This is a genomic window from Nocardia sp. NPDC003979, from assembly GCF_053605015.1.
In genome coordinates this window covers 45,338-69,214 of sequence record NZ_JBSGIJ010000001.1, presented here as the reverse complement: position 1 = coordinate 69,214, position 23,877 = coordinate 45,338, and the positions used below count along the sequence as shown (strand labels likewise).

The following is a 23,877-nucleotide window of genomic DNA, read 5'->3' as shown; positions in this document are numbered from 1 at the left end:
ACGCAGCCCCACCCGCCGATCAGTAGCCCTGCATCACCTTGCGCAGCGCGTATTCGGTGAGCGAGACCAGTGCCTGCTTGGCCGGCTCGCGGCGGCGGGCGTCGATCGACATGATCGGGACATCCGCGGGGACCGCAAGGGCCTGGCGGATGTCCTCGAGCGGGTACTTCGGTGCGTCGTCGAACTCGTTGAGCGCCACCAGGAACGGCAGGCCACGTGCCTCGAAGTAGTCGACGGCCGCGAAGCTGTCCTCCAGCCTGCGGGTGTCGACCAGCACCACGGCGCCGATGGCGCCGCGGATGAGGTCGTCCCACATGAACCAGAACCGGTACTGGCCCGGCGTACCGAACAGGTACAGGACCAGGTCGTCGGCGAGGCTGATCCGGCCGAAGTCCATGGCCACCGTGGTGGTCGACTTCTGCGGAATGCCGGTGAGGTTGTCGATTCCAGCACTGGCATTGGTCACCAACGCCTCGGTGCGCAGCGGAACGATCTCCGACACCGCACCGACCAACGTGGTCTTACCGACACCGAAGCCACCGGCAACAACGATCTTCGCCGAAGTCGGCTTGCTCGTGCGGGTGTCGACCTGCGCCGTCGAATCAAATACGCCGGAGTCCACTGAGAACCCTTTCGATCAGCTCGCGACGTTCATCGTCGCTGGAATCGTCTTTCAAAGTCGCCGAGACCCGAACATGACCGGCCTCGATGAGGTCGGCCACCAGTACCCGCGCAACCCCGATGGGGATGCGCAGCTGGGCGGCTATCTCGGCGACGGACGGCGATTGTCTGCACAACTCCACGATGGACGTTTCGAGGTTGTTCAGTTCGAACTGCCGCTCCATGGCGACCGGATGCGAGGCAACGAGAGCCTCCAACGCCAACTCGACTGCCGGCCGGGTACGGCCGGAAGTCAACGAGTAAGGGCGAACGAGGCTTGGCTCGGCGCTTCCCATGCGGTGATCGTCTATGTCCATCCCACCATCAGGAACCCATCGTGACGCGTGGCGTGGCCTGGACGGTCTGGCCCACACGCTCGACCAACAGAGCCATCTCGTAGCCGACCTGACCGATGTCACACGAGGTGTTGGTCAGGACCGCGAGATAGGAGCCGTCGCCCACCGCCATCAGCAGCAGGTAACCGTGCTCCATCTCGACGACGGACTGCAGTACCGTACCGCCTTCGAACAGATTCGACACGCCGACGGACAGGCTGGCCAGACCGGCGGTGACAGCAGACAGCTGCTCCGCGCGGTCGACCGGTAGCTGGGCACTGGCGGCCATCAGCAGGCCGTCGGCCGAGACAAGGACAGCATGGGCTACGCCAGGAACCTCGTTGGCGAAGTTCGAAACCAGCCAATCCAGCTGACGGTTCGTACCACCTAGATCGGGGTTCATCGGTCTCCTTTATCTCCGGTTAGGTTCATTGCCTTCATTGCGCGGCCATCCCGGACGCCCTGCTGGTGACGACTCAAGCTGGACCTGATGGTTTCAGGGTCGCGCTTCGGTGTGCGGTCGGCGTTACCGGTCACGCCACCGGGCACGAGCCTTCCGCCCGGATTGCGTTGTGGCAAGCCGGCGGCCGTGCGGGCCTCGGCCTGCGCCTCGGCGGCCCGTCGCGCGGCCTGCCAACCTTCGTCACCGGGTGATTCGAAGGCGGCGGCCAGCTGGGACCGGTCGGAATTCTCGTCCGTGAGCCACGCCGACATCATCTCCGCGAAGATCGGCGTTCCGCCCATCACGGAATCGCCCTCCGGTGCCGGCTGCAACCTGGTCTGGAAGAACGACGCGGCCTTGGCCGGATTCGACCGATAGCTGTGCCGTCCCGGATCACGCCCTGCCGACGCAGCGTTCCCCGGCTCCGCAGGACCCCGATCCCGTTGCGGCAGAGCCACTCCCGGCCCGGCGTTCGCCTGCGGTACCACAGTAGCGCCGGGAGCACGCTGGGGCAGCCCATTCGGTCCGAGTGGGCGCTCCGGCGCGGCTTCACCGCGCTGCGGGAGACCGGGCGCGCGCTGCGGCAGGCCGCCCTCGGCCGGATCCCGCTGGGCGGCGGGCGTTTCCGACGGGGTGCGCTGCGGCAGGCCACCGGCGGGGTTGCGCTGCGGCAGCCCGTTGGCCGGATCACGTTGCGGCAGACCGCCTGCTGGGTTGTCCAGGCGCGGCAGGCCGCCGGACTGCTCGCGGTGCGGCAGACGCGGGGTCGGCTCGCGCTGGGGCAGGCCACCACGCTGCGGCAGACCGGTCGACGGGTCGCGCTGCACCGGCTCGGAATCACGCTGCGGCGCAGGGCCACCACGCTGCGGTAGGCCCGTCGACGGATCACGCTGCAGTGGCTCGGAATCACGCTGCGGGGCGGGGGTGCCGCGCTGCGGGAGACCGGTCGGCGGGTTGTTCTGCGCGCGCTGCGGCAGACCGCCGGTCGGCTCGCGCTGCGGCAGGCCGTTGGCCGGATCACGTTGCGGCAGGCCGCCGGTCGGCTCGCGCTGCGGCAGACCGTTGGACGGCTCGCGCGGCGGGAGCCCACCCGAGGGGGCGCGCTGCGGCAGCCCACCCGAGGGCGCGCCGGCAGCCGGATCACGCTGCGGGAGACCACCGGTCTGATCGCGCTGGGGCGCGCGATTCGACGGGTCACGCAGCGGCGGACCGGCCGGTGGGGCACCGTTGGCACCCGGCGCACGCTGCGGCAGACCGCCCTCACGGGTGGGTGCCGCGTCGCGCGGCGGCTGACCCTGCTCGCGGGCGGGAGCACCGTTGGCTCCCGGCTGACGCTGCGGCAGGCCACCGGCCGTCGGCGCGGGCTTGACCTCGCCCGGCTTGCCCTGCGGCGGCTGGGGTGGCTGCGGACGCTGCGGCGCGCCGGGACCACCCGCTGCCAGATTGCGCTTGGGCAGGTTGGCCGCGGCCAGCTTGCCGCGCTGCGGCACATTGCCCTGACCGGGGGTGGCCGGGCGCAACGACGTGGACTGCTCGTTGCCGTCCTGCGTCTGCGCCATGGCATTGCCCGGCTGACGCTGCGGCAGTCCACCGGGACCGGTCGGCGGCGGGCTCACGCCCGGGTCGACGGTGACCATCATGTTGCCACCCGGGGTACGGGTGATCGCCCGGGTCTGCATGGTGCTCGGCTGCTGCGGCTGCTGGGGCTGCGGCTTCTGCGGCTGCGGCGGTTGCTGCTGCTTCTGCAGCTGGTTCGGCGGCACGACCGCGCCACCCGCACCCGAGACGATCAGGCCGACCGGCACGTGCACGGTGACGGTGACGCCCGGATCGCGCGCGGTGTCGAACGTCGGGCGCAGGCGGACGGTGAGACCGTGCCGCTCGGCCAGACGGCCGACCACGAACAGACCCATGTGGCGGGCGGTGTCGGGGCCGGGCTCGGCGGCCTGCTCGAGCCTGCGGTTGATGTCGGTCATCTCCGCGGGCGGCATACCGATGCCGCGGTCGGCGACCTCGATCAGCAGACCCTGGTCGTGCGCCTGGGCGAAGGTGAACTTGACGTCGGTCTCCGGCGGCGAAGCGCGCAGCGCGTTGTCGAGCAACTCGGCGAACAGGTGCGCCAGGTCGGAGGCGGCCGGTTCGACGAGCGAACCGCGCGGGGTGGCGCCGAGCTTGACGCGCTCGTAGTCCTCGACCTCGGAGATCGCGGCGCGGAGCACGTCGGCGATCTCGACCGGGGCCGACTTGGAACGCCGCTGCTTGGTGCCGGCGAGGATCAGCAGGTTGTCACCGTTACGGCGCATACGCGCGGCGAGGTGGTCGAGGCGGAAGAGGTTCTCGAGCAGGCGCGGGTCCTTCTCGTCGTACTCCATCGCCTCGATGAGGGTGAGCTGATGGTCGACGAGCGACTTGGAGCGGCGCGCCAGCGTCTCGAACATGTCGTTGACCTGCGAACGCATCTGCGCCTGGTCACTGGCCAGGCGCAGCGCCTGACCGTGGATGTCGTCGACGGCGCGGGCCAGCTGACCGATCTCCTCGTCGGAGCGCACCGGCATCGGCTCGAGCGGCACGTCCTCGGGGGCGGCGCCGTTGCGGAGCTGGGCGACCTCGTGGGGCAGATCGGACTCGGCGACGCGCAGCGCGGCCAGGCGCAGGCGGTGCAGCGGCACGATCATCGAGCGCGCGACGAACACGGCGAGCAGCAGCGCGGCGAGGATGGTCGCGATGACGACCGCGGTGTAGGTCCAGGCGCCGGTGGCGGCCGAGGTGGTGAGTTCGTCCATCGAGGTCTCGATGGCCTTGGTCGACTCGTCGACGACGGTTTCGTAGGCCACGAGACTGGTGACCAGCGAGGTACGCATCTCGCCGATCGGCAGCTTGCCCGCGGCCACGTCGGGCCCGCTCACCAGGTTCTGGCGGATGTCGGCCTGGGTCTTGAGGTCGGCGAGCACCTGGTCGCCGTCGGGGAAGCGGTTGGCGAGCACGTCGAGCAGGTGACGCTCGGTTGCCACGCCGGTGAGGTAGTTCTGCGGGCCCGCGGGCGATCCGCGCAGCATCTCCGAGATCGCGGCCAGCTGATCGACGAGGATCGACCGGGTGTTGAGCGAGTCGACCAGGCGCAGCTTGGCCGTGTCCATCACCGGGTTGCTCACCTGGGCGATCGTCGACTCGACGATCGAGACACTGTCCTTGCGCATCTGCTCGACCGAGGCGAGCGCGGTATCGGGCGAGGCCGTGAGCCCCTTGCCCTGGGCACGCACATTCTTGGCCTGGGCGATCATCCGCTCGAGCGCGGAGTGCGCCTTCGGCAGGTCGACGAGTCGACCGAGCTCGGCCTCGCCCTCGGCGATGGCAGCGTCGAGGTCGACGAGGTCCTGATCGGTCACCAGGGTGACCCCGGGACCGGCGGGCACCGTCTGGCTACCGGTCACCCGCGCGGTCACAGCACTGAGCGAGGTGACCGACGGAATCGCGTCTACCTGCTCGTTGATGCTCGAAAGCCGGTTGGCCTCGGTGAACTCGGAGGTAATCCTCGACACGCCGAGCCCGACCGCGACCGCGAGAGGCACAGCCAAGACGGCCGTAACCTTCCAACGCAGGTCCCAGTTGCCGAGCGCCCAGCGCTTGCTGCCGGACCTAGCGGCGTCACGCATCTCCCACTCACTTTCCAAACTGGCCTCGTACCGTGCGCCATCACGAACCTCCACAGGCGCAATGGTGGCTCGCCAGACGGTGCTGGCCGAGAACTGCGGCTGGCCGAGAAATTGCGTCTACGACTGCCCGAATAAGTGACAACAGATTCTAACGGATCAATAACTTCTTGGCCGACTCCCGGTAGAGGTCCGCGCGATGACCAGCCCGTTACAGGCAAAACCAAAGGTCGCGGCACCCCCTCGGGTGTCGCGTGAAGTCTGCCACAATCATCAGGATCTATCGAGCGGGCACGAAGCGAGGCTAGGAGTCACAGGCTTGGACACCGAACACGAGTACCGGCCGGTCTATCAGACCAGCCTGGTCGATCCAGCCGACTTCTGGTCAGCCGCCGCTCGCGAGATCGAGTGGGATCTCGCCCCCGAGCACACTCTCGATGCCGCCGACAAACGTTCGGCCCGTTGGTATCCCGACGGCAAGCTCAATACCTGTGTGAACGCCCTCGACCGGCATGTGCGCGGCGGAACTCTCGCCGAAGGTGGACGTTCGGATCAGGCCGCGTTGATCTATGTGTCGGCCATGACCGACACCACAACGACTTATACGTATGCGGAATTGCTCGGCGAGGTGGAACGCTTCGCCGGGGCGATGCGTGATCTCGGCGTGGTCGCCGGTAACCGGGTGGTGATCTATCTGCCGATGATCCCCGAGGCCGTGATCGCCATGCTCGCGTGCGCCCGCATCGGCGCGGTCCACTCGGTGGTCTTCGGCGGGTTCGCCGCACCCGAGCTGGCGGCCCGCATCGACGACGCCGAGCCGGTGCTCGTCGTCACCGCGTCGGGCGGGCTCGAGCCGGGCCGCCGCATCGAGTACCCGCCGATCGTGCTGCAGGCCCTCGACCTGGCCGAGAGCACCTCGGTGCGCACGGTGCTCGTCAAACAGCGCCCACAGTTCCCGACCATCGAGTTCGCCCAGGACCAGCCCGCCACCGACGTGCTGCCCGCCTCGGATCAGACCGTCGCCGCGCGCTGGCTGGACTGGGACGCCACCGTCGCCGACGCCGAGCCCGCCGAGCCGGTGACCGTGGGCGCCTGCGACCCGCTCTACATCCTCTACACCTCGGGAACCACCGGAAAGCCCAAGGGCGTGGTGCGCGACAACGGCGGCCACGCGGTGGCCCTCACCTGGTCGATGCGCAATATCTACGACGTGGGCCCGGGTCAGGTGTTCTTCGCGTCCTCCGATGTGGGCTGGGTGGTCGGCCACTCCTACATCGTCTACGCGCCGCTGTTCGTGGGTGCGACCACGGTGCTCTACGAGGGCAAACCCGTCGGCACCCCCGACGCGGGCGCGTTCTGGCGCATCGTCGACGAGCACGACGTGCGTGTGCTGTTCACCGCGCCCACGGCGTTGCGTGCCATCCGCCGCGCCGACCCGGAGGCCACCGCCGCCCATCGCCACGACCTGTCCCGGCTGCGTGCGCTGTTCTGCGCGGGCGAGCGGCTCGACCCGGCCACCTTCGAGTGGGCCAGCGACACCCTGCTCGCCGGTCATCCCGACACTCCGGTGGTCGACCACTGGTGGCAGACCGAGACCGGCTGGCCCATCTGCGCCGACCCGCTCGGCCTGCAGGAACTGCCCGTGAAGCCCGGTTCCGCCGGGGTGCCGGTGCCCGGGTACCGCCTGCGGGTGCTCGATGCCAGCGGCAACCCGGTACCCAACGGCACCGAGGGCAATATCGTCATCGGCCTGCCGCTGCCCCCCGGTTGCCTGAGCGGCCTGTGGCGCAACCGGGAGCGGTTCGTGCGCTCCTACCTTTCGGCGTTCCCCGGCCACTACCTCACCGGCGACTCCGGCTACTTCGACGAAGACGGCTACCTCTACGTCCTCGGCCGCTCCGACGACGTCATCAATATCGCCGGGCACCGGCTCTCGGCGGGCAGTATCGAGGCCGCCATCTCCGGGCACGAGGCCGTCGCCGAGTGCGCCGTGATCGGCGTGCCCGACGAGCTCAAGGGCAGCCTGCCGCTGGCGTATGTGGTGCTCAAGCAGGGCATCGACATCGAGCCCGACCAGTTGCGCGACGAGCTCGTGGAACGGGTGCGCGAGCAGATCGGCGCCATCGCCACCCTGCACGACGCGATCGTCGTCACCGGCCTACCCAAGACCCGCTCGGGCAAGATCCTGCGCAAGACCATCCGCCAGCTCACCGCCGGTGAACACGTGGAACCCCCGGCCACCATCGAGGACCCGGCCGTCCTCACCGCCCTGGCCGACCGCATCCTCGCCAATCCCCCGCTCGGCAGGCCGACCACCCCCGACGGCGACCAGGTAACCCCTACCTCCTAGAACCGCCCGGCTTCCCCTGTTCTCGGCGCGCCTCCGCCTCTGGACCGACCGGAGGGTGCGACGAAGCAGTGCCCGGAGGGAGGGAAGAGGCGGAGTCAAGCGCCGAGAACCGCGGCGCCAGCCGCTAATGTCACAGCGTGACTGAACGTGCCGCCGCTGCCGCTACTGTGCTGGTCGTCGACGACGACGAAGACGTGCTCGCCTCGGTGGAGCGCGGCCTGCGGCTCTCCGGGTTCCAGGTGCTCGTCGCCCGCGACGGTGGCGCCGCGTTGCGGGCGGTGTCCGAGCACGCGCCCGACGCGGTGGTGCTCGATATGAACATGCCGGTCCTCGACGGCGCCGGGGTGGTGACGGCGCTGCGGGCCATGGGCAACGACGTGCCGATCTGCGTGCTCAGCGCCCGCGCCTCGGTGGACGACCGGATCGCCGGGCTGGAGTCGGGTGCCGACGACTACCTGGTGAAACCGTTCGAGCTGGCCGAGCTGGTCGCCCGCATCCGCGCCCTGCTGCGCAGGCGAACCGACACGCCCGATCAGGTGGCGCCCGGCGCGATCACCGTCGGCCCGCTGCAGGTGGATGTCGCGGGTTATCGCGCACTGCTGCACGGGCGGGAAATCGAGCTCACCAAAAGGGAATTCGAATTGCTGTCCACCCTGGCGCGCAATGCGGGTGTGGTGCTCACGCGTGAGCGGCTGCTGGAATTGGTGTGGGGCTACGATTTCATAGCCGATACGAATGTGGTCGACGTGTTCGTCGGATACCTTCGGCGCAAACTCGAAATAGATGACACGCCAAGGATTTTGCACACTATTCGCGGCGTCGGTTTCGTGTTGCGGGAACCTAAATGACCGTGCGGTCGCCGAAAGTCCGTCGCAGGCAATCGTTTTCGTTGCGAACACGGGTCGCGGCGGCCGCGGCGGCGGGTGCGGTGATCATCGTGAGCATTGCCGCGTTCGTCGGCTTTCAAGCGATCGAACGCAACAATGTGACCCAGACGGATCAGCAACTCGAAATCGCCTCGCGCATCGTGCTGATCGAGCCGGTGCTCGCCACCGGTTTCGTGAATCTGACCGGGCTGCAGAACACGATGGCGCTCACCGTGCGCGACAACGGCCAGGTGACCGCGTCCAGCTCCACCCAGCTGCCGGACCTCGCGCCCGGCTCGCAGACCGTCGAGGTGAACGACCAGCCCTACCGGGTGCTCACCACCACCGAGAACCAGCCGGCGGGTCGCACTGTGTCGCTTGCCATTCCGACCACCGAGGCGGCGAAGGCAACGGCTGATCAGCAGCGCTGGGTACTCGCGGGCGCCGCGATCGCGGTCGCCGCGGCGGCCGCCCTCGGCTGGCTCCTGGCCGGTCGGGCTGTCGACCCGATCGTGCGGCTCACCCGGCAGGTCTCGGCGCGCAGCGCCTTCCCCGATCCCGACCATCCTGCCCAACCGGTCGACGGTTCCGGTGTGGACGAGGCGGAGAAACTCGCCGAGGCGGTGAACACCATGCTCGCCCGCGTCGATCAGGCCCAGGCCGAGACCGCCGCCGCGCTGGAGACCGCCCGCGATTTCGCCGCCGTGTCCGCCCACGAACTGCGCACACCCCTCACCGCGATGCGCACCGACCTCGAGGTACTGCGCACGCTCGATCTCACCGACGCCCAGCGCCGCGAGATCCTCGACGATCTGGCCCGCACCGAAACCCGCGTCGAGACGACGCTTTCGGCACTGGAACGGCTGGCCCGTGGTGACCTCACCGCCGAAGCCGACCATGTCGCCACCGATGTGGCCGACCTGTGCGACCAGGCCGCGCACGACGCCATGCGGCACAACCCCGGCCTGTCGGTGCGCATCGATACCGACGCCGAACTGATCACCCGCGGTCTACCCGCGGGCCTGCGCCTTGCCGTCGACAACGCGCTGACCAACTCGGTGAAGCACGGCGGCGCGACCGAGGCCGTCGTCTCGGCTCACCGCGTGGGCGCCGACCGCGTCGTCATCGCGGTCGACGACAACGGCACCGGTGTTCCCGCCGCCGAACGCGACCGGGTGTTCGAGCGGTTCGCCCGTGGTTCCAACGCCACGAAGATCGGCTCCGGCCTCGGCCTCGCTCTGGTCGCCCAGCAGGCACAGCTGCACGGGGGGCGGGCCTACTTCGAGAACAGCTCCCTCGGCGGCGCACGGCTGGTCCTCGACCTGCCGATCCGCCCCGCTGTCTGAGATCGCGACACCCCTGGGACCTCGGGGAACCGGGACAGAGACGACGATCACTCATAATTCGCCGTGACGATGTCCTGCGCGTCGGTGTCCATCACAGGAGCAGCGGAGGAGGTGGGCGTGTGACGACGTCACCCGCGGCCGAGACAGAGCTGGACGACGCGACCCTGGCAGGTCGGGCGCGTGACGGCGATGTCCGCGCATACGAGCAGCTGGTGCTGCGCTATCAAGGACCGATGTTCCGGCTGGCCGCCAAGATGCTGGCCGACCGCGCCGAGGCCGAGGACGTCACCCAGGAGGTGTTCCTCAAGGCCTGGCGGACGATCACGCGCCTGCAGGACGACGCCGCGTTCGCGAGCTGGCTCTACCGGATGACGACCAACCGGTGCCTCAACGTCATCCGCGCGCGCCGCCCCTCCACCGAGGTCGACCCCGACACCACGGCGTCGACCCGCACCGACACCCGACCCGATCACGCCACCGAGGTGAGCAGCCAGATGGCCGCGCTGACCGACGCGCTGCAACTGCTCACGCCCGAACAGCGGGCCTGCTGGCTGCTGCGCGAAGTGCACGGCCGTTCCTATGACGAGATCGCCGAGATCGTCGGCACCAACAGCACTGCGGTGCGCGGACGGATCGCGCGTGCCCGAGCCCAACTGGCAGAGGTGATGAAGCCATGGCGGTGACCCACAACGACAACGACTACCTGCTCCCGTGCGGACGCGGTCTCGAACAGGTGTGGGAACGACTCGACGACACCGACGCCGACAGCCACGAGGCGACGTGCCCGCAGTGCGCCGCGGCCAGGGAGAGCCTGCTGACCCTGCGCACGGCCACCCGCGAACTGATCGAGGAACCCGACCCACCCCCACCCGACCTGTTCGGGCGCATCATGTCGGCCGTGCGCGCCGATGTGCGCCGTGGCCGCACCCTCACCCTCGACACCCCTCATCCCGGCGCCATCCAGGTCAGCGAGCAGGCGGTGGCCGTTGTGCTGCGGTTCGCGGCCGACACCGTCGACGGCGTGCGCGCCCGCGGTTGCCGGGTGCAGAGCAGCGAGCCCGGCGCGGACGGCGAGCAGGTGATCGTCGTCGACATGACCATCGCCGTGCGCCACGGTGTGCCGCGCATCGAGGACGTCGTCTCGCTGGTGCGCGAGCGGGTGCGCGCCGCGGCCACCGCACGGGTCGGCGTGCACCTGGGCAGGCTCGACCTCACCGTTGTCGACATCTACGAGGAGGACCGGTGACCGGCATGCTCCCCGAAACCGAATTGATCGTCGGCGACGCCGTGATCGCCGCGGTCGCCGCGCGGGCGGCGGCCTCGGTGTCCGGGGTCGCCCGGCTCGAGCCCGGCGTGCTCGGCCTGGTCGGTCAACTCGCCCGCACGGGACGTCGGCTCTGGATCGGACAGGAACCCGCCGCTTCGGCCGGTGTCCGGGTGCGGCGCACCGGCGGGTTGCTCAGCCTCCAGGTCGATCTGGCGCTGACGGCGTCGGCGCATGTCGGCGAGGTCGGCCGGGCGGTGCAGCAGGCTGTCGCGCGAGCGGTCACAGACGACACCGGCGCCGAGGTCGACGAGGTGACGGTGTGGGTACTCGATATCGAACCGGGGCGATCGTGAGCGGTGAGACGGAATTGATCGACCGGATCGTCGCGGCCATCGATGCCGTCGATGGAGTGCATCCCGCTGTCCCGATGGGCTTGGAGAACAGTCGCTGGTTGCCGTGGAACGCGGGCAGCTCGGCGGTGGATCTCGATGAGACGGCGGTGCAGTTGCGTGTGGTCGCCGCGAGTTTGCCGCTGCGTCCGCTGATCGACAAGCTGGAGGCCGCGATTCGCCCGCTGCTCGACGACACCCCGTGGGCAGGCGCGGGGTTGCGGATCCATGTGGTCGACCTGCACGCCGAAACCGTTGCGGGCGGGAGCGATCCAGATCACGTTCCCCGCCCGTGACGAAACCCCGACCACGGTGTCTTACCAGTGTTAGTTCGAGAAATGTTGGAGCACAACACCATCGGAGGAAGTTATGACCAGCACGAGCACCGAGAACAGCAAGGCCGTCGAGAAGACCGGCGCACCGGGCAAGGGTACGGGCGCGCTGGCGACCGACCAGGGCACGACGACGATCGCCGATACCGTTGTCCAGAAGATCGCCGGGCTCGCGGCACGTGAGGTGCGCGGCGTGTACGCCCTCGGTGGTGGCACCGCCCGCGCGATCGGCGCACTGCGCGACCGCATTCCGGGCGCTTCCTCGAGCATCGGCCAGGGTGTCTCGGTCGAGGTCGGCGAGAAGCAGGCCGCCGTCGACCTGGAACTCGTCGTCGAATACGGCGTCGCCATCGCCGAATTGGCGCGCGCGGTGCGCCGCAACGTGATCACGGCCATCGAGCAGATGACCGGACTCGAGGTCGTCGAGGTGAACATCAACGTCAACGACGTCTACATCGAAGACGAGTCCGACAACGAGCAGCCGACCCGCGACCGGGTGCAGTGACATGAACGCCACCACGATCTGCCTCGTCATGGGCTTGTCCCTCGGCTTCGCCGCTGCTTTCGGCGGGCTCGGCGCGTTCGCCGTAGTGCTGATCTTCGGTGGCCTCGGCCTGCTGATCGGGCGCTGGCTCGACGGTGAAGTCGATCTGTCCGGGCTGCTGCGGTCGGCGCAGGATCGGAGCAGGCGGTGACCAGCGCCGCCACCGAACTCCCGGGCGTCACCGCGCGTCCCGAGGCCACCGAGCTGCCAGGGGCGACGACGATCGACGAGCGCGTCGTACGGCGCATCGCCGCTCGGGCCGCGACCGAGGTGGCCGGGGTCGAACCGGATGTGCGGGTGCGCGCCGAGGTCGTCGGGACCGGCGCCACCCTGCACGTCCGGCTCCCGGTCCGCTATCCGTCGCCGGTCGCGCTTGTCACCGACGCGTGCCGCGCGCACCTGATCGCCAGGACCGAGGCGCTGACCGGTCTGACCGTGCCGCGGGTCGACATCGAGGTGTCGGCCATGGTTCCCGAACCGCCGGAAAGGAGAGTCCGATGACGCGTCGCCCCCGCCGGGTCGTCCCGGCCGTCGTCGTCGCGCTGGCGCTGCTCGGCGCCGCCGTGCTCGTCGCGGTGTCGCTGATCCAGCGGCTCACCGGGTCACGGGAATGGGTTTCCTACGACAGCCTTGCCACCCGGCTGCACGACACGTCGTGGGACAGCGTGTGGGTGCTCGGTGCGGGTGCGCTCCTCGCCGCGGTGGGGTTGGCGCTGCTCGCGGTCGCGGTGACACCGGGCAAGCCGGTGGTGCTCGCGCTGGAACCCGGCGACGATCTCGAGGCCGGGATCGCTCGGCGCAGCCTGCGGCACGCGCTCACTGATGCCGCGGGCGCCGTCGACGGCGTCGAGAAGGCGCGGGTCCGGTTGCGCCGCAAGAAGATCCATATCGCGGGGCACACCAGTCACACCGCCGAGCGGACCGCTGAGGATCTCGGCACGGCCGTGGCCGCCCGGCTGGACCGGATCAGGCCGGCCGTTGTCCCCCGCTTGCGCACCAGCTTGCGCACGATCGGACCAGGAGGTACGCGATGACCGTCGTCAACCGGCCCGCCCGGCTCAATCGCGGACTGCTCGGACTGCTCGGCCTCACGCTCACCACGGCGGGCGGGCTGCTGATCGCGGCACACCTGGGTGCCTTCGCCCGGATATCGCGCGCTGCACCGCTGGTCCCCGGGACGGCGGAACCACCGCGCTGGGTCTTCTTCCTCGCTGTGGCGGGAGCCGTCGTCCTCGCGCTCGCCGCGTTGCGGTGGCTGGCCGCTCAATTCACGCGCCTGCCCAAGCAAACGGTGTGGCAGCTCGGGGACTCCACCGAGCAGGGGTACACCCGCCTAGGTTCCGGTGCCGCGGCCGAACCGGTTGCCGCCGACATCGAGACCTACGATGGGGTTCGCTCTGCTACCGCCCGGCTCTCGGGCACAAAGCTGGCACCCGATCTGCATCTGCTGGTCGAGACCGACCCCGACGCCGATCTGACCGCATTGCGCAAACGGATCCTCGGTCACGCCGTTCCCCGGTTGCGAACGGCCTTGGAGCTCAGCGCGATTCCGGTGAGCGTCGAGTTCCGGATCGCCGATCGCGGCAGAACCAAGCGCGCCAGGTAGCCGAAAGCCCCGCACGGCGAGTGCGGGGCTTTCGTGTGTCGAGCCGGGGGCTACCGTCCGCGGGTGCGGATCATCAGGGCAGGACCTGGGGGACGGATTCCGGGATGACCAGGCCGATGACGGCACCGATGACCGCGCCGGTGATGGCGGTGGAGATCACGCCGGGAATGGCGCAGAAGACGTAGCCGATGATGAACGCGGCCAGGGCCGGGACGCACAGGATGGCGGCGGCGATCGCACCGATCGTCGCGCCCGCGGCGGCACCGTTCTGGACCGGGTCGTGGTTGGCGGCGGCCGGGTCGGTGGCGATGTTCTTCAGCTCGGTGCTGGTGTCGGCCGACAGCGCGGGGGCCATCGACACGCTCTTGCCGTCGGCCGAGACCACGGAGGCGACCGCGATGGCGTTGCCGTCGACGGTGTTCAGCTTCAGCGGCACCTCACCGACGGTGACGCCCTCGGCGGAGACCACGGTCAGCGCGTCGGGGGTGAGCACGAAGCGTCCGTTCTCGACGGTCGCGGAGATGGTGCGCAGGTCGGGCGAGACAGAGCTGCGGAAGTCGACACCACCCTCGGAGACGACGCTGGACAGGCCGGTGGCGATCTGCGCCTGACGCTCGGTCACGTCGGCGGCGGCGGTGCCCGCGGTGACCAGCGAGGTGGCGACGGCCAGCGGCAGCGCGGCGACGAACGCGCGGCGACTCGCACGGGTGATGGTGTGGCGGAACATGAAAATGTCTCCCTCCCGATGCCTCCGGCGACCCCCGAACCCCCGGACGAATCGAAGAAATCTCGATGTCGATTGACTCGAGAGTTGTACCGAATAGAACAGCTGCGAAACCGGAACTGTGACACAGCACATAGCGTTCGGGGGTTAACAGTCTCGATGAGTGGGAACCGGTGTTCCTCAACGAACTCTCAGACAACCCCCACGACCCGCACCGAACTGTCCCGATACCGTCGCGCTGTGATCCACACACGCGCCCGCCTGCTCTGCCTGCTCACCGCCGTCCTGCTCACCGGTGCCACCGTCGCCGCTTGCGCCACAACGGATTCCGCGCCGACCGGGATCGCACTGGTCAACGCCGACACCGGACCGACCGGCGAACGGGTCGCCAAGGCGGTGCAGGAGGCGGGCGGCTACGAGTGGACGCTCGCGAAGCCCGGCGAGGTCGACCCCGGCGACTACGCCGCGGTGATCACGCTGCCCGCCGATCTCACCTCGGCCATGGCCACCCTCGCCACGCCGACACCGCAGCGCGCCAAGGTCACCGTCACCACTCATGAAGGCGCCGACCAGGGCACGGTGAACGGCGCGGTCGACGTGGTGACTCATCGGATCGGCGCGTCCGGCGTGGATGCGGCGCTCGCGGCGGTGTCGCAGGCGCGCAATCAGATGACTTCGGTGCAGTTCACCGCCCAGCTCCTGAGCGCGGGCGTGAACGCGGCCGCCGATGGGGCCGACCAGTTCAGCGGTGGGGCGGAGCAGTTGCTCGGCTTCCTCGACTTCGCCAAACAGGGTGCGGGACAGCTCACTTCAGCGATCGAGTTGCTGAACCAGACCGTCGACGGTGCGGCACTGCAGGCCACCCAGCTCGCCGATGCCCTCAGCTCCACCGGCGTGACCATTGCGGGCGTACAGAACAGCGCGGCCGCCCTCGGCTCAGGTCTCGACCAGATCCTGCCGCCACTGAAGGCACTCCCCTTCGCCGCCGACCCCCAGCTGGCCGGCATCATCACCAAACTCGAAGCGCTCCAAGCGGTCTCGAACCAGGCGGGCACCCAGTTGGCCGGTCTGAGCGAATTGACCGGCGCTGCAGTCGATCCCAACACCGACCTCGGCACCCTCCTGCGCACTGTCGTCGCCCGCCTCAACAGCGCCCGCGACCAGCTCACCCAGGGCGCCGCCCTCGCCAAAGACCTCCCCACCCTCGCCGAACAGGGCGGCGCCCAACTGGTCTCGGCCATCGAACAACTCACCGGCGGCGTAGGCGCCCTGCAGAACATCGTCGGCAACCTCAACACCCAAACCAGCAAGGCACTCGAAGCCCTCCCCCCACGCGGGCAATCGCAACAATCCGCCTTGGCCCTCGCCCTCACCGACCCTGTCGAGATCGTCCACGAGTAACCTCCCGGTATATGCGCTGGAAAGCCTGCGGCCCGGTCGAAGTAGACCGGGCCGCAGGGATTTCGGGGTCAGGGCAGAATCTGGGGGATGACGTCCGGGGCGGCTACGCCGACGATGGCGCCGATCAGGGCGCCCACCAGGGCGTTGGGGAGGCCGACGAGGCCGACGCAGGGCAGGTAGAGGATCATCGTGGTGATCATCGGTATGCAGACGACGGCGGCGGCGATGAGGCCGATGCCCGCGCCGATGGCGGCGGCGTTCTGGACCGGGTCGGGGAACTGCGCGGCGGGGTTGGTGGCGATGGTGCGCAGTTCGGCCGTCGCGGCGGGGGTGGGCCGCGGGGTCACCGTGAGACTGTGACCGTCGGCGGCGATCTCGGTGGCGAGGGAGATGAGGTTTCCGCCCGCCGTGGTGAACGAGGTGGGGATCTGCCCGGTCTGCTCGCCCGCGGCCGATTCGACGACCACACCCTGCGGGCCGAGCACGAAACGACCTTCGGACAGCGAGGCCGACACGGTGCGCAGATCCGGGGCGACGGTCGTGCTGAACCCTTCGCCGGTGCTGGCCAGCCCCTGCGCGAAGCGCACCTGATCGGATTCAGCCGAAGCCGTCCCGGCACCGACCACGCTCACCGCGACGGCGACGGGCAGCACGGCGGCCAGCGCGTGACGGACAACCTTGTGGTGGAACATGATCGAGAATCTCCCTCCCGAATCACCCGAGCAGCCGGGCCTCGGGCGAATCGAACAAGTCACTGTCATGGACAACGCATTGGAAACGAGACACACGGGGAGCTATGGCTCCGGTCACACTCGCCGCACATTACCCCGATGCCCGACCGCGCCGCGCCACGGGGCGCCGCAGCCCGTAAGCTGACGCGCGGGAAGGGGGGCAGGATGATCGAAACCGGCTCTGGCACACACAATGTCGCACCCACCGGACCGGTGCGCCCGCCGGGCGGCTCGCCCGGTGTCGGCTGGATCGTCGTCGGCGTCCTGGTGCTCGTCGCGGCCCTGATCGGCGGCTCGGCAGCCGCGGTGGCCGTGTTTCGCGAACCCGCCGCTCCCGTGGCGCTGCCGGGCGAGCCCGTCGTCCTGCCCCAGGAGGCGGCCCGACTCGCGGCCTGCGCGTTCACGCGGATGATGGTGACTTATCACCACAGCGACCTGGACGGCTACTTCGAGCAGATGCGAGCCGGTTCCACCGGCGAATTCCACGACCAGTTCGTGGAGGGCGCCGCCGGGCTGCGGGCGGCGATGGAGACCGCTCAGGTGTCCTCGACGGTCGAGGGCGAGCCGGAGTGTCTGTCCAGGTCCGGCGCGGGCACCGAGTACGTCGTCGTCGCCATCGTCGGTCAGCGGCTGACCAACGGCACCGCACCCGACGGTCGATCGCAGCGCACCACCTTCGCGCTGACCATGCGCAAGGTCGACGACCGTTGGCTGGCCGCCGCGATCGACAAGGTGTAAAACGCCGGCGGCCCGTGTCTCCCTGAGGGAAACACGGGCCGTCGGTGGCTCAGCTCAGTTGGCGTCGAGCAGGTCGATCACGAAGACCAGGGTCTTGCCCGACAGGTGGTGACCCGCACCGACCGGACCGTAGGCCAGCTCCGGCGGGATGGTCAGCTGGCGACGGCCGCCGACCTTCATCCCCGGGATACCGTCCTGCCAGCCCTGGATCAGGCCGCGCAGCGGGAAGGTGATGGATTCACCACGGTCCCAGGAGGAATCGAACTGCTCGCCGGTCTCGAACTCGACGCCGACGTAGTGGACCTCAACGGTGCCGCCGGGCACAGCTTCGGCGCCTTCGCCTTCGATGATGTCCTTGATGACGAGCTGAGAGGGCGGCGGGCCCTCCTGGAATTCGATTTCCGGCTTGGTCATTGCGGGCTATCCCCTTCGATAGTGTGCGTTGTCCAGATGACTAGCGGTTGTCGATCGCGCGGTAGTCACGCTCACCGTAGCCGGTGTAGATCTGGCGCGGGCGGCCGATCTTGAGCGGCTCGGAGTGCATTTCCCGCCAGTGGGCGATCCAGCCGGGCAGGCGGCCCATGGCGAACAGCACGGTGAACATGCGGGTCGGGAAGCCCATCGCGCGGTAGATGACGCCGGTGTAGAAGTCGACGTTCGGGTACAGGCGACGCGAGACGAAGTAGTCGTCGGTGAGGGCGGCCTCTTCGAGCTGCTTGGCGATGTCGAGCAGCTGGTCGTCGCCACCGATCTTCGACAGGATCTTGTCGGCGGCCTGCTTGACCAGGGTGGCGCGCGGGTCGTAGTTGCGGTAGACGCGGTGCCCGAAGCCCATGAGCTTCACGCCGTCTTCCTTGTTCTTGACCTTGCGGATGAATTCCTTGACGTCGCCGCCGTTGGCCTTGATCTCGTCGAGCATCTCGAGCACGGCCTGGTTGGCGCCGCCGTGCAGCGGGCCCCAGAGCGCGTTGATGCCACCGGACACCGAGGTGAACAGATTGGCGTCGGAGGAGCCGACGAGGCGCACGGTCGAGGTGGAGCAGTTCTGCTCGTGGTCGGCGTGCAGGATCAGCAGCATGTCGAGCGCGGCGGCGACCTCGGGGTCGACCTCGTAGGGCTCGGCCGGGAAGCCGAAGGTCATCCGCAGGAAGTTCTCGACCAGCGACAGCGAGTTGTCGGGGTAGAGGAACGGCTGACCGACCGACTTCTTGTACGAGTAGGCCGCGATGGTCGGCAGCTTCGCCAGCAGGCGGATGGTCGACAGCTCGACCTGCTCGGGATCGCGCGGGTCCAGGGAGTCCTGGTAGTACGCCGACAGCGCGTTCACCGCGGACGACAGCACCGGCATGGGGTGCGCGTTGCGCGGGAAGCCGTCGAAGAACCGCTTCAGGTCCTCGTGCAGCAGGGTGTGGCGGCGGATGCGATCGGTGAAGTCGTCGAGCTGGGCCTGGGTCGGCAGCTCGCCGTAGATGAGCAGGTAGCTGACCTCGATGAAGGTCGAGCGGCCCGCGAGCTGGTCGATCGGGTAGCCGCGGTAGCGCAGGATGCCCGCTTCGCCGTCGATGTAGGTGATGGCCGACTTGGTCGACGCGGTGTTCATGAAACCGGGGTCGTAGGTGACGTAACCGGTGCTGGCCAGCAGCTTGCCCAAGTCGAGCCCGTCGTTACCCTCCGCGGCCTTGGTGACCGAGATCGGGAACTCGCCACCGGGGTACTGCAGTACCGCCTTGGCGTCATCGGCGACGTTGGTGATGTTCTCAGCGGGCACGGAAGGATCCCTCTCAGGCTAGTTGAGATTCTCGCCGAGCCCTGAAACCCGGCGCCGAACCGTGCGCCGTTTGCGGTCGGCAGACGGCGCGCTTGGTGTAACGCTAACTCTTGTCGGCCGTGGATGAGCAATCAGGGTTGGCCTGGGCTGTGCTCACACCGGGGCGAATCCGTGGTGAGGTGCTCCACCTGCGCGGATCCGGGTTCGCACGGCACGCGGCGGGGCCGGAACCGGTGGTCACGGCCCGAACTCGCCCACCACCCGCGTCGATCGTGTATTTCCTTGTCTCCCAACTTATTCGGCGACAACGTCGGCGTGCGCGCGAGCCACGCGGTAGCGAACGAAAGCGGGGAAGGCCAACGCGGCGAGAAGCACCCCGATCACCACCAGGACGCCACCACCCGCGGCGGCAACAGCAGTACCCAGGCTCGCGGCGGCAAAACCGTGGGCAACATCACCGACCCGTGGTCCACCGGCGACAACCACGATGAACACCCCCTGCAGCCGACCGCGCATCTCGTCGGTCGACACGTTGAGCAACATCACCGTCCGGAACGCCGCCGACACCATGTCGACCGCACCGCCGAGCGCCAGGAACGCCAGCGCGATCCACAACCACACCCCCAGCCCGAACAGGTGACCGGCCAGGCCGACCGCGAGGCCGAAACCGACCATCGCCACGCCCCAGATCGCGATGCACACGATCACCGCCAGCCCCTGCCTGCGCACCCTTGGCACCCAGCCGGAGAACACCCCGCCCAGCACCGCGCCCGCCGAGATCGCCGCGAACAACAGACCGAGCGCCACACCGCCCTCGGCCGGATCGTGGAAGGTCTCGTGCGCGATCTGCGGGAACAGCGCGCGCGGCATGCCGAACACCATGGCGATGATGTCGACGACGAAGGAGGCGAGCAGGATCCGCTGGCCGGTGAGGTAGCGGAAGCCGTCGATCACGGCGCGCAGACCGGCCCGGCGCTGCTCACCGCTCGGCGGGAAGGCAGGTAGGCGGCACACCGCCCACAGGGTGGCGAGCAGCGCGATGGCGTCGAGCAGGTACAGCGTCGGCAGACCGAGCACGGGGATCAGCACACCGGCGAGGACCGGTCCGGCGATCATGCCGACGTTCTGCACCGTCATGCTCAGCGAACTGGCGGCGGCGATCTGCTCGGGCGGCAGCAACCGGGCGATCAGGGCGCTGCGAGTCGGCTGGTTGACCGCGAAGAACGCCTGCTGAGTGGCGAACAACCCGAGCACGAGCCACACGTTGTTCAGGCCGAGCGCGGCCTGCACCCAGAACGCGACCGCCGTCGCCCCGGTGCCCGCGGTGGTGACGACGAGCAGGGTGCGCCGGTCCATCACGTCGGCCAGCGCGCCGCCCCACAGCCCGAACACCACCAGCGGAATCAGGCCGAACAGTCCGGCCAGACCCACGTACCCGGAGCTGCCGGTGATCTGGAAGATCTGCTGCGGCACCGCGACCACCGACAGCTGCGCGCCGATGACGGTGACGATGTTGGTCGTCCACAGCCTGCGATAGTCGCGATTACGCAGGGGCCGGGTATCGGCGAGCAGTTTCACGCGCCGGAGATTAGCCAGTTGCGGTGAAACGTCCCATGTTTGCGCTCGGTGAGATATCCCACCGTCAGGGTTGCAGCCGCAGAACGGTCGTCTGTTCGCCGTCGAGGCGGACGACGATCCGGTTGTGCAGCCGCCCGTGCCTGCCCTGCCAGAACTCCACCTCGTCGGGTCGCAGCAGATAACCACCCCAGTGCGGCGGCACCGGGATGTCGTCGACATCGGCGAACCGGGCGGTGGTCTCGGCCAGGGCGCGATCGAGGTCGGCGCGGGTGGCCGCGGGCCGCGACTGCTGCGAGGCCCAGGCGCCCAGCCGGGATTCGCGCGGCCGGGTCTGCCAGTACGCCTCGGTGACCTCGGGCGCCACACGTTCGGTCACCCCGCGCACATGCACCTGCCTGGCCAGCGACGGCCAGACGAAGGAGGCGGCCGCGTACGGGTCGGCGGCGAGCTGATTGCCCTTGGCCGAGTCGTAGTTCGTATAGAAGACGACACCCTCGGGCGAGAGGCCCTTGCACAGCACCGTGCGCGCCACCGGTCGTGGCGCCGGACCGGCGAGCGAGACGGTGGCCAGCACCATCGCATTCGGTTCGGCCACCCCGAGGGTGCCCGCCTGTTCGATCCAGCGGCGCAGCAGCGGCTCCCAGCCACCGGCCACCCACGACTCGTCCAGATCGGGTTCGGTGGTGCGCACCGCCCGCGGATCGCCGTAGTCGACGCGCATCGTGCTCAGGTCGACAGCGCCGGAAATCGCGGCGTCGGACAGGGTTACGGAAGGCTGCGCGGCGGGCTCGGTCGCGGCCGCCGAGGACGGGTCGAGTTCACGCATAGGGGCGACGTTACTCCGCAGTACCAGCGGGTCTATCGTTGCGAAAGATCGGCCTGCCCCTGCAAGGAGAGTCACCATGACCGCGAGCTCGGTACCACAGGATTTCGTCAGCGGATTGGAAGGCGTGGTGGCCTTCACCACCGACATCGCCGAGCCCGACAAGGACGGTGGCGCCCTACGGTATCGCGGCGTCGACATCGAGGATCTGGTCGCCAACCGGGTGACCTTCGGTGACGTATGGGCGCTGCTCGTCGACGGTCAGTTCGGCCGCGGCCTGCCGCCCGCCGAACCGTTCCCGCTGCCCGTACACACCGGCGACGTGCGCGTCGACGTGCAGGCCGGCCTGGCCATGCTGGCCCCCATCTGGGGTTACGAGCCGCTGCTCGACATCGACGACGAGACCGCCCGCGAGAACCTCGCGCGCGCCTCGGTGATGGCGCTGTCGTATGTGGCGCAGTCCGCGCGCGGCATCTACCAGCCCGCGGTGCCGCAGAAGAAGATCGACGAGTGCACCACCGTCACCGAGCGGTTCATGACCCGCTGGAAGGGTGACCCGGACCCGCGCCACACCGAGGCCATCGACGCCTACTGGGTCTCGGCCGCCGAGCACGGCATGAACGCCTCCACCTTCACCGCCCGCGTGATCGCCTCCACCGGCGCCGACGTGGCGGCGTCGCTGTCGGGCGCGATCGGCGCCATGTCGGGTCCGCTGCACGGTGGCGCGCCCGCCCGCGTGCTCCCGATGATCGAGGAAGTCGAAAAGACCGGCGACGCACGGGCTCTGGTGAAGGGCATCCTCGACCGCAAAGAGAAGCTGATGGGCTTCGGCCACCGCGTCTACCGCGCCGAGGACCCCCGCGCCCGCGTGCTGCGCGCCACCGCGAAGCGCCTGGCCGCCCCCCGCTACGAAGTAGCCGCCGCCCTCGAACAGGCCGCCCTCGCCGAACTGCGCGAACGCCGCCCCGACCGCGCCATCGAAACCAACGTCGAGTTCTGGGCCGCGGTCATCCTCGACTTCGCCGAGGTCCCTGCCCACATGATGCCCGCCATGTTCACCTGCGGCCGCACCGCAGGCTGGTGCGCCCACATCCTCGAGCAGAAGCAGCTCGGCAAGCTCGTCCGCCCCGCCGCCATCTACACCGGACCGGGCCCCCGCAAGCCGGAGGAAGTCGCCGGCTGGTCCGCCATCGCGGACTGACCCCCACTCCCCCGACCGGGCACCGATCGCATCGGTGCCCGGTTTTTTGTTCGCTCAACCGTCGAGTCCGGTCGGCACGTCTACCTCCGAGCCTGGCAACTCAGCCATATCGCATCCCGTAAGTCGGCCACCAGATAAGGCAGGGAGAGGCACACCGTCCCCGCCACGACGGCCAGACAACTCTCTGGACCGAACCATTCTTCGCGTCGATACGTAAATTCGTTCTTCACAGGGAAGTTCTTCTTGCCGAGGGCCCGATTGCCATGTGCGCGAATACAAAAGCAGAGGTTGTCGGGTCAGCTCAGGGAGGTGAAGTCGAGGGCTACCGACTTTCCTCGGTCGACGGTGAAGAAGGCGGCTTCCAGACGGGTGCCCAGTTCTATTTGGCCGACGGCGGTCAAGGGGACGGGTTGGATGAGGCGGACTCGCCAGGGGGTTGGTTCGTCCCAGGCTCGGAGTTCCAGATCGAGGCGTAGGACCGGGTCTTCGCGGGCGGTGTAGTCGGTGGCGACGGGGGCTACGGCGAGGACTGTGGCTTCGGCGCGGCGGCCGTTGGCGAGGATCTTGGCGGTGGAGCGGCGACCTGATGTCGCTTGCTCGGGGAGGTACAGGACGACGCGGTCGGGGTCGCCGGGGTCGACGCGGCAGCCGATGGTGTCGCCGGGGCGCATCCACTCCAGGTCCTGGCTACGGACCCGTTGCCGTACCCGCACGTCGTAGGCAAGCTCGCCGGGCAATTGCACCCGCACGCTGAACCGATTCCCGACCTCACCGCGCCGCGACCACACCGACAACACGGTCGCGGTGGCGGGCATCCCCCTGAGCAGCAGTTCCCGCCGCGCCGCTTCCGAGAGCAACCCCGGCCGCCGCCCGAAAACCCAGGCCCACCGGTCGAGCAGGTTCCGTCCCGAATCGACCGCGAGCAGAGTCATAGCGGAAGAGTACTGCCAACTACGTTGGCGCCAGGGCAAATTCCCCGCACCCGGACCGGTGACCCGCCGGACAGCGCATCCGGACGTCGATCACGCGGAGCACCGAGAGGCAGCTTCCGCGCGCGCCCGGCCTGTCGGCGGGCGGGGGCGTCAGCAGGATCCCCGGTCGGACGTGGGGCGGCTCACAGACCCGC

The 23,877-nt window shown here is 69.1% G+C and carries 26 protein-coding genes; 15 read left to right on the top strand and 11 right to left on the bottom strand.

Translation table 11 applies throughout. The features are described from left to right. Positions 1-19: 19 nt before the first annotated feature. From ACWEVR_RS00335 to ACWEVR_RS00320, 4 genes are read right to left on the bottom strand one after another with little or no spacing between them, the layout of a single operon-like run. Complete coding sequence (locus ACWEVR_RS00335; protein WP_174550224.1) at positions 20-622, bottom strand: GTP-binding protein; 603 nt, start codon at positions 620-622, stop codon at positions 20-22. Continuing rightward, entirely contained in the window at positions 603-977 is a 375-nt protein-coding gene (locus ACWEVR_RS00330) for a DUF742 domain-containing protein (protein WP_067492470.1), read from the bottom strand. Before ACWEVR_RS00330 ends, ACWEVR_RS00335 begins: the two co-directional genes overlap by 20 nt. A 7-nt stretch (positions 978-984) precedes the next feature. Then, on the bottom strand, positions 985-1,398 hold the full coding sequence (locus ACWEVR_RS00325; protein ID WP_011207200.1) for a roadblock/LC7 domain-containing protein: 414 nt from the start codon (positions 1,396-1,398) through the stop codon (positions 985-987). Beyond that, positions 1,395-5,144 (bottom strand): ATP-binding protein, encoded by a 3,750-nt coding sequence (locus tag ACWEVR_RS00320; RefSeq protein WP_452465221.1) that lies wholly within the window; start codon positions 5,142-5,144, stop codon positions 1,395-1,397. Before ACWEVR_RS00320 ends, ACWEVR_RS00325 begins: the two co-directional genes overlap by 4 nt. Before the next feature lie 262 nt (positions 5,145-5,406). Between ACWEVR_RS00320 and ACWEVR_RS00315 the strand changes: the two genes are divergently transcribed. From ACWEVR_RS00315 to ACWEVR_RS00260, 12 genes are all read left to right on the top strand, one after another. Beyond that, entirely contained in the window at positions 5,407-7,437 is a 2,031-nt protein-coding gene (locus ACWEVR_RS00315) for an AMP-binding protein (protein ID WP_452465220.1), read from the top strand. 137 nt (positions 7,438-7,574) lie between these two features. Continuing rightward, positions 7,575-8,285, top strand: a complete 711-nt coding sequence (locus ACWEVR_RS00310) for a response regulator transcription factor (protein ID WP_356985994.1) — start codon at positions 7,575-7,577, stop codon at positions 8,283-8,285. Between the two features lie 41 nt (positions 8,286-8,326). Next, a complete protein-coding gene (locus ACWEVR_RS00305; RefSeq protein ID WP_452465219.1) occupies positions 8,327-9,649 on the top strand; it encodes a sensor histidine kinase in 1,323 nt (440 codons plus the stop codon). 119 nt (positions 9,650-9,768) lie between these two features. Further along, positions 9,769-10,332 carry an RNA polymerase sigma factor gene (locus ACWEVR_RS00300; protein ID WP_452465218.1) on the top strand — a complete coding sequence of 188 codons (564 nt, stop codon included), beginning with the start codon at positions 9,769-9,771 and terminating at the stop codon, positions 10,330-10,332. Beyond that, entirely contained in the window at positions 10,323-10,895 is a 573-nt protein-coding gene (locus ACWEVR_RS00295; RefSeq protein WP_452465217.1) for an Asp23/Gls24 family envelope stress response protein, read from the top strand. The genes ACWEVR_RS00300 and ACWEVR_RS00295 overlap by 10 nt, the downstream gene beginning before the upstream one ends. A 5-nt stretch (positions 10,896-10,900) precedes the next feature. Then, on the top strand, positions 10,901-11,269 hold the full coding sequence (locus ACWEVR_RS00290; protein WP_452465672.1) for an Asp23/Gls24 family envelope stress response protein: 369 nt from the start codon (positions 10,901-10,903) through the stop codon (positions 11,267-11,269). Continuing rightward, complete coding sequence (locus ACWEVR_RS00285; RefSeq protein WP_452465216.1) at positions 11,266-11,601, top strand: hypothetical protein; 336 nt, start codon at positions 11,266-11,268, stop codon at positions 11,599-11,601. The genes ACWEVR_RS00290 and ACWEVR_RS00285 overlap by 4 nt, the downstream gene beginning before the upstream one ends. A 73-nt stretch (positions 11,602-11,674) precedes the next feature. Then, positions 11,675-12,142, top strand: a complete 468-nt coding sequence (locus ACWEVR_RS00280) for an Asp23/Gls24 family envelope stress response protein (RefSeq protein WP_452465215.1) — start codon at positions 11,675-11,677, stop codon at positions 12,140-12,142. Position 12,143: 1 nt separating this feature from the next. Then, positions 12,144-12,332, top strand: a complete 189-nt coding sequence (locus tag ACWEVR_RS00275) for a hypothetical protein (RefSeq protein WP_067492453.1) — start codon at positions 12,144-12,146, stop codon at positions 12,330-12,332. Then, positions 12,329-12,682 (top strand): Asp23/Gls24 family envelope stress response protein, encoded by a 354-nt coding sequence (locus ACWEVR_RS00270; protein ID WP_452465214.1) that lies wholly within the window; start codon positions 12,329-12,331, stop codon positions 12,680-12,682. Before ACWEVR_RS00275 ends, ACWEVR_RS00270 begins: the two co-directional genes overlap by 4 nt. Further along, positions 12,679-13,215 (top strand): DUF6286 domain-containing protein, encoded by a 537-nt coding sequence (locus ACWEVR_RS00265; RefSeq protein ID WP_452465213.1) that lies wholly within the window; start codon positions 12,679-12,681, stop codon positions 13,213-13,215. Before ACWEVR_RS00270 ends, ACWEVR_RS00265 begins: the two co-directional genes overlap by 4 nt. Beyond that, a complete protein-coding gene (locus ACWEVR_RS00260) occupies positions 13,212-13,787 on the top strand; it encodes an alkaline shock response membrane anchor protein AmaP (RefSeq protein ID WP_452465212.1) in 576 nt (191 codons plus the stop codon). Before ACWEVR_RS00265 ends, ACWEVR_RS00260 begins: the two co-directional genes overlap by 4 nt. Positions 13,788-13,860: 73 nt before the next feature. Here the strand turns inward: ACWEVR_RS00260 and ACWEVR_RS00255 are convergent, their stop codons facing one another. Then, entirely contained in the window at positions 13,861-14,514 is a 654-nt protein-coding gene (locus tag ACWEVR_RS00255; RefSeq protein ID WP_452465211.1) for a hypothetical protein, read from the bottom strand. 237 nt (positions 14,515-14,751) lie between these two features. Between ACWEVR_RS00255 and ACWEVR_RS00250 the strand changes: the two genes are divergently transcribed. Continuing rightward, a complete protein-coding gene (locus ACWEVR_RS00250) occupies positions 14,752-15,912 on the top strand; it encodes a hypothetical protein (protein WP_452465210.1) in 1,161 nt (386 codons plus the stop codon). 68 nt (positions 15,913-15,980) lie between these two features. Here ACWEVR_RS00250 and ACWEVR_RS00245 read toward each other — a convergent pair whose 3' ends face one another. After that, positions 15,981-16,604, bottom strand: a complete 624-nt coding sequence (locus ACWEVR_RS00245) for a hypothetical protein (RefSeq protein WP_067492443.1) — start codon at positions 16,602-16,604, stop codon at positions 15,981-15,983. A gap of 204 nt (positions 16,605-16,808) precedes the next feature. Here ACWEVR_RS00245 and ACWEVR_RS00240 point away from each other — a divergent pair, with 204 nt between their 5' ends. Further along, entirely contained in the window at positions 16,809-17,381 is a 573-nt protein-coding gene (locus ACWEVR_RS00240) for a hypothetical protein (RefSeq protein ID WP_452465209.1), read from the top strand. A gap of 54 nt (positions 17,382-17,435) precedes the next feature. Here ACWEVR_RS00240 and ACWEVR_RS00235 read toward each other — a convergent pair whose 3' ends face one another. From ACWEVR_RS00235 to pdxH, 4 genes are all read right to left on the bottom strand, one after another. Next, positions 17,436-17,795, bottom strand: coding sequence for an FKBP-type peptidyl-prolyl cis-trans isomerase (locus tag ACWEVR_RS00235; RefSeq protein WP_067492438.1), 360 nt, complete (start codon positions 17,793-17,795; stop codon positions 17,436-17,438). Positions 17,796-17,835: 40 nt separating this feature from the next. Continuing rightward, complete coding sequence (locus tag ACWEVR_RS00230; RefSeq protein ID WP_225281769.1) at positions 17,836-19,149, bottom strand: citrate synthase; 1,314 nt, start codon at positions 19,147-19,149, stop codon at positions 17,836-17,838. Positions 19,150-19,443: 294 nt separating this feature from the next. Then, a complete protein-coding gene (locus ACWEVR_RS00225) occupies positions 19,444-20,727 on the bottom strand; it encodes an MFS transporter (RefSeq protein WP_452465207.1) in 1,284 nt (427 codons plus the stop codon). A 64-nt stretch (positions 20,728-20,791) separates the two neighbouring features. After that, a complete protein-coding gene (gene pdxH / locus ACWEVR_RS00220) occupies positions 20,792-21,448 on the bottom strand; it encodes a pyridoxamine 5'-phosphate oxidase (protein WP_452465671.1) in 657 nt (218 codons plus the stop codon). A 181-nt stretch (positions 21,449-21,629) separates the two neighbouring features. Between pdxH and ACWEVR_RS00215 the strand changes: the two genes are divergently transcribed. After that, positions 21,630-22,751: a citrate synthase 2 gene (locus tag ACWEVR_RS00215; RefSeq protein ID WP_067640963.1), complete on the top strand. Its 1,122-nt coding sequence runs from the start codon at positions 21,630-21,632 to the stop codon at positions 22,749-22,751. A gap of 296 nt (positions 22,752-23,047) precedes the next feature. Here ACWEVR_RS00215 and ACWEVR_RS00210 read toward each other — a convergent pair whose 3' ends face one another. Continuing rightward, on the bottom strand, positions 23,048-23,683 hold the full coding sequence (locus tag ACWEVR_RS00210) for a hypothetical protein (protein WP_452465206.1): 636 nt from the start codon (positions 23,681-23,683) through the stop codon (positions 23,048-23,050). Between the last annotated feature and the right edge of the window lie 194 nt (positions 23,684-23,877).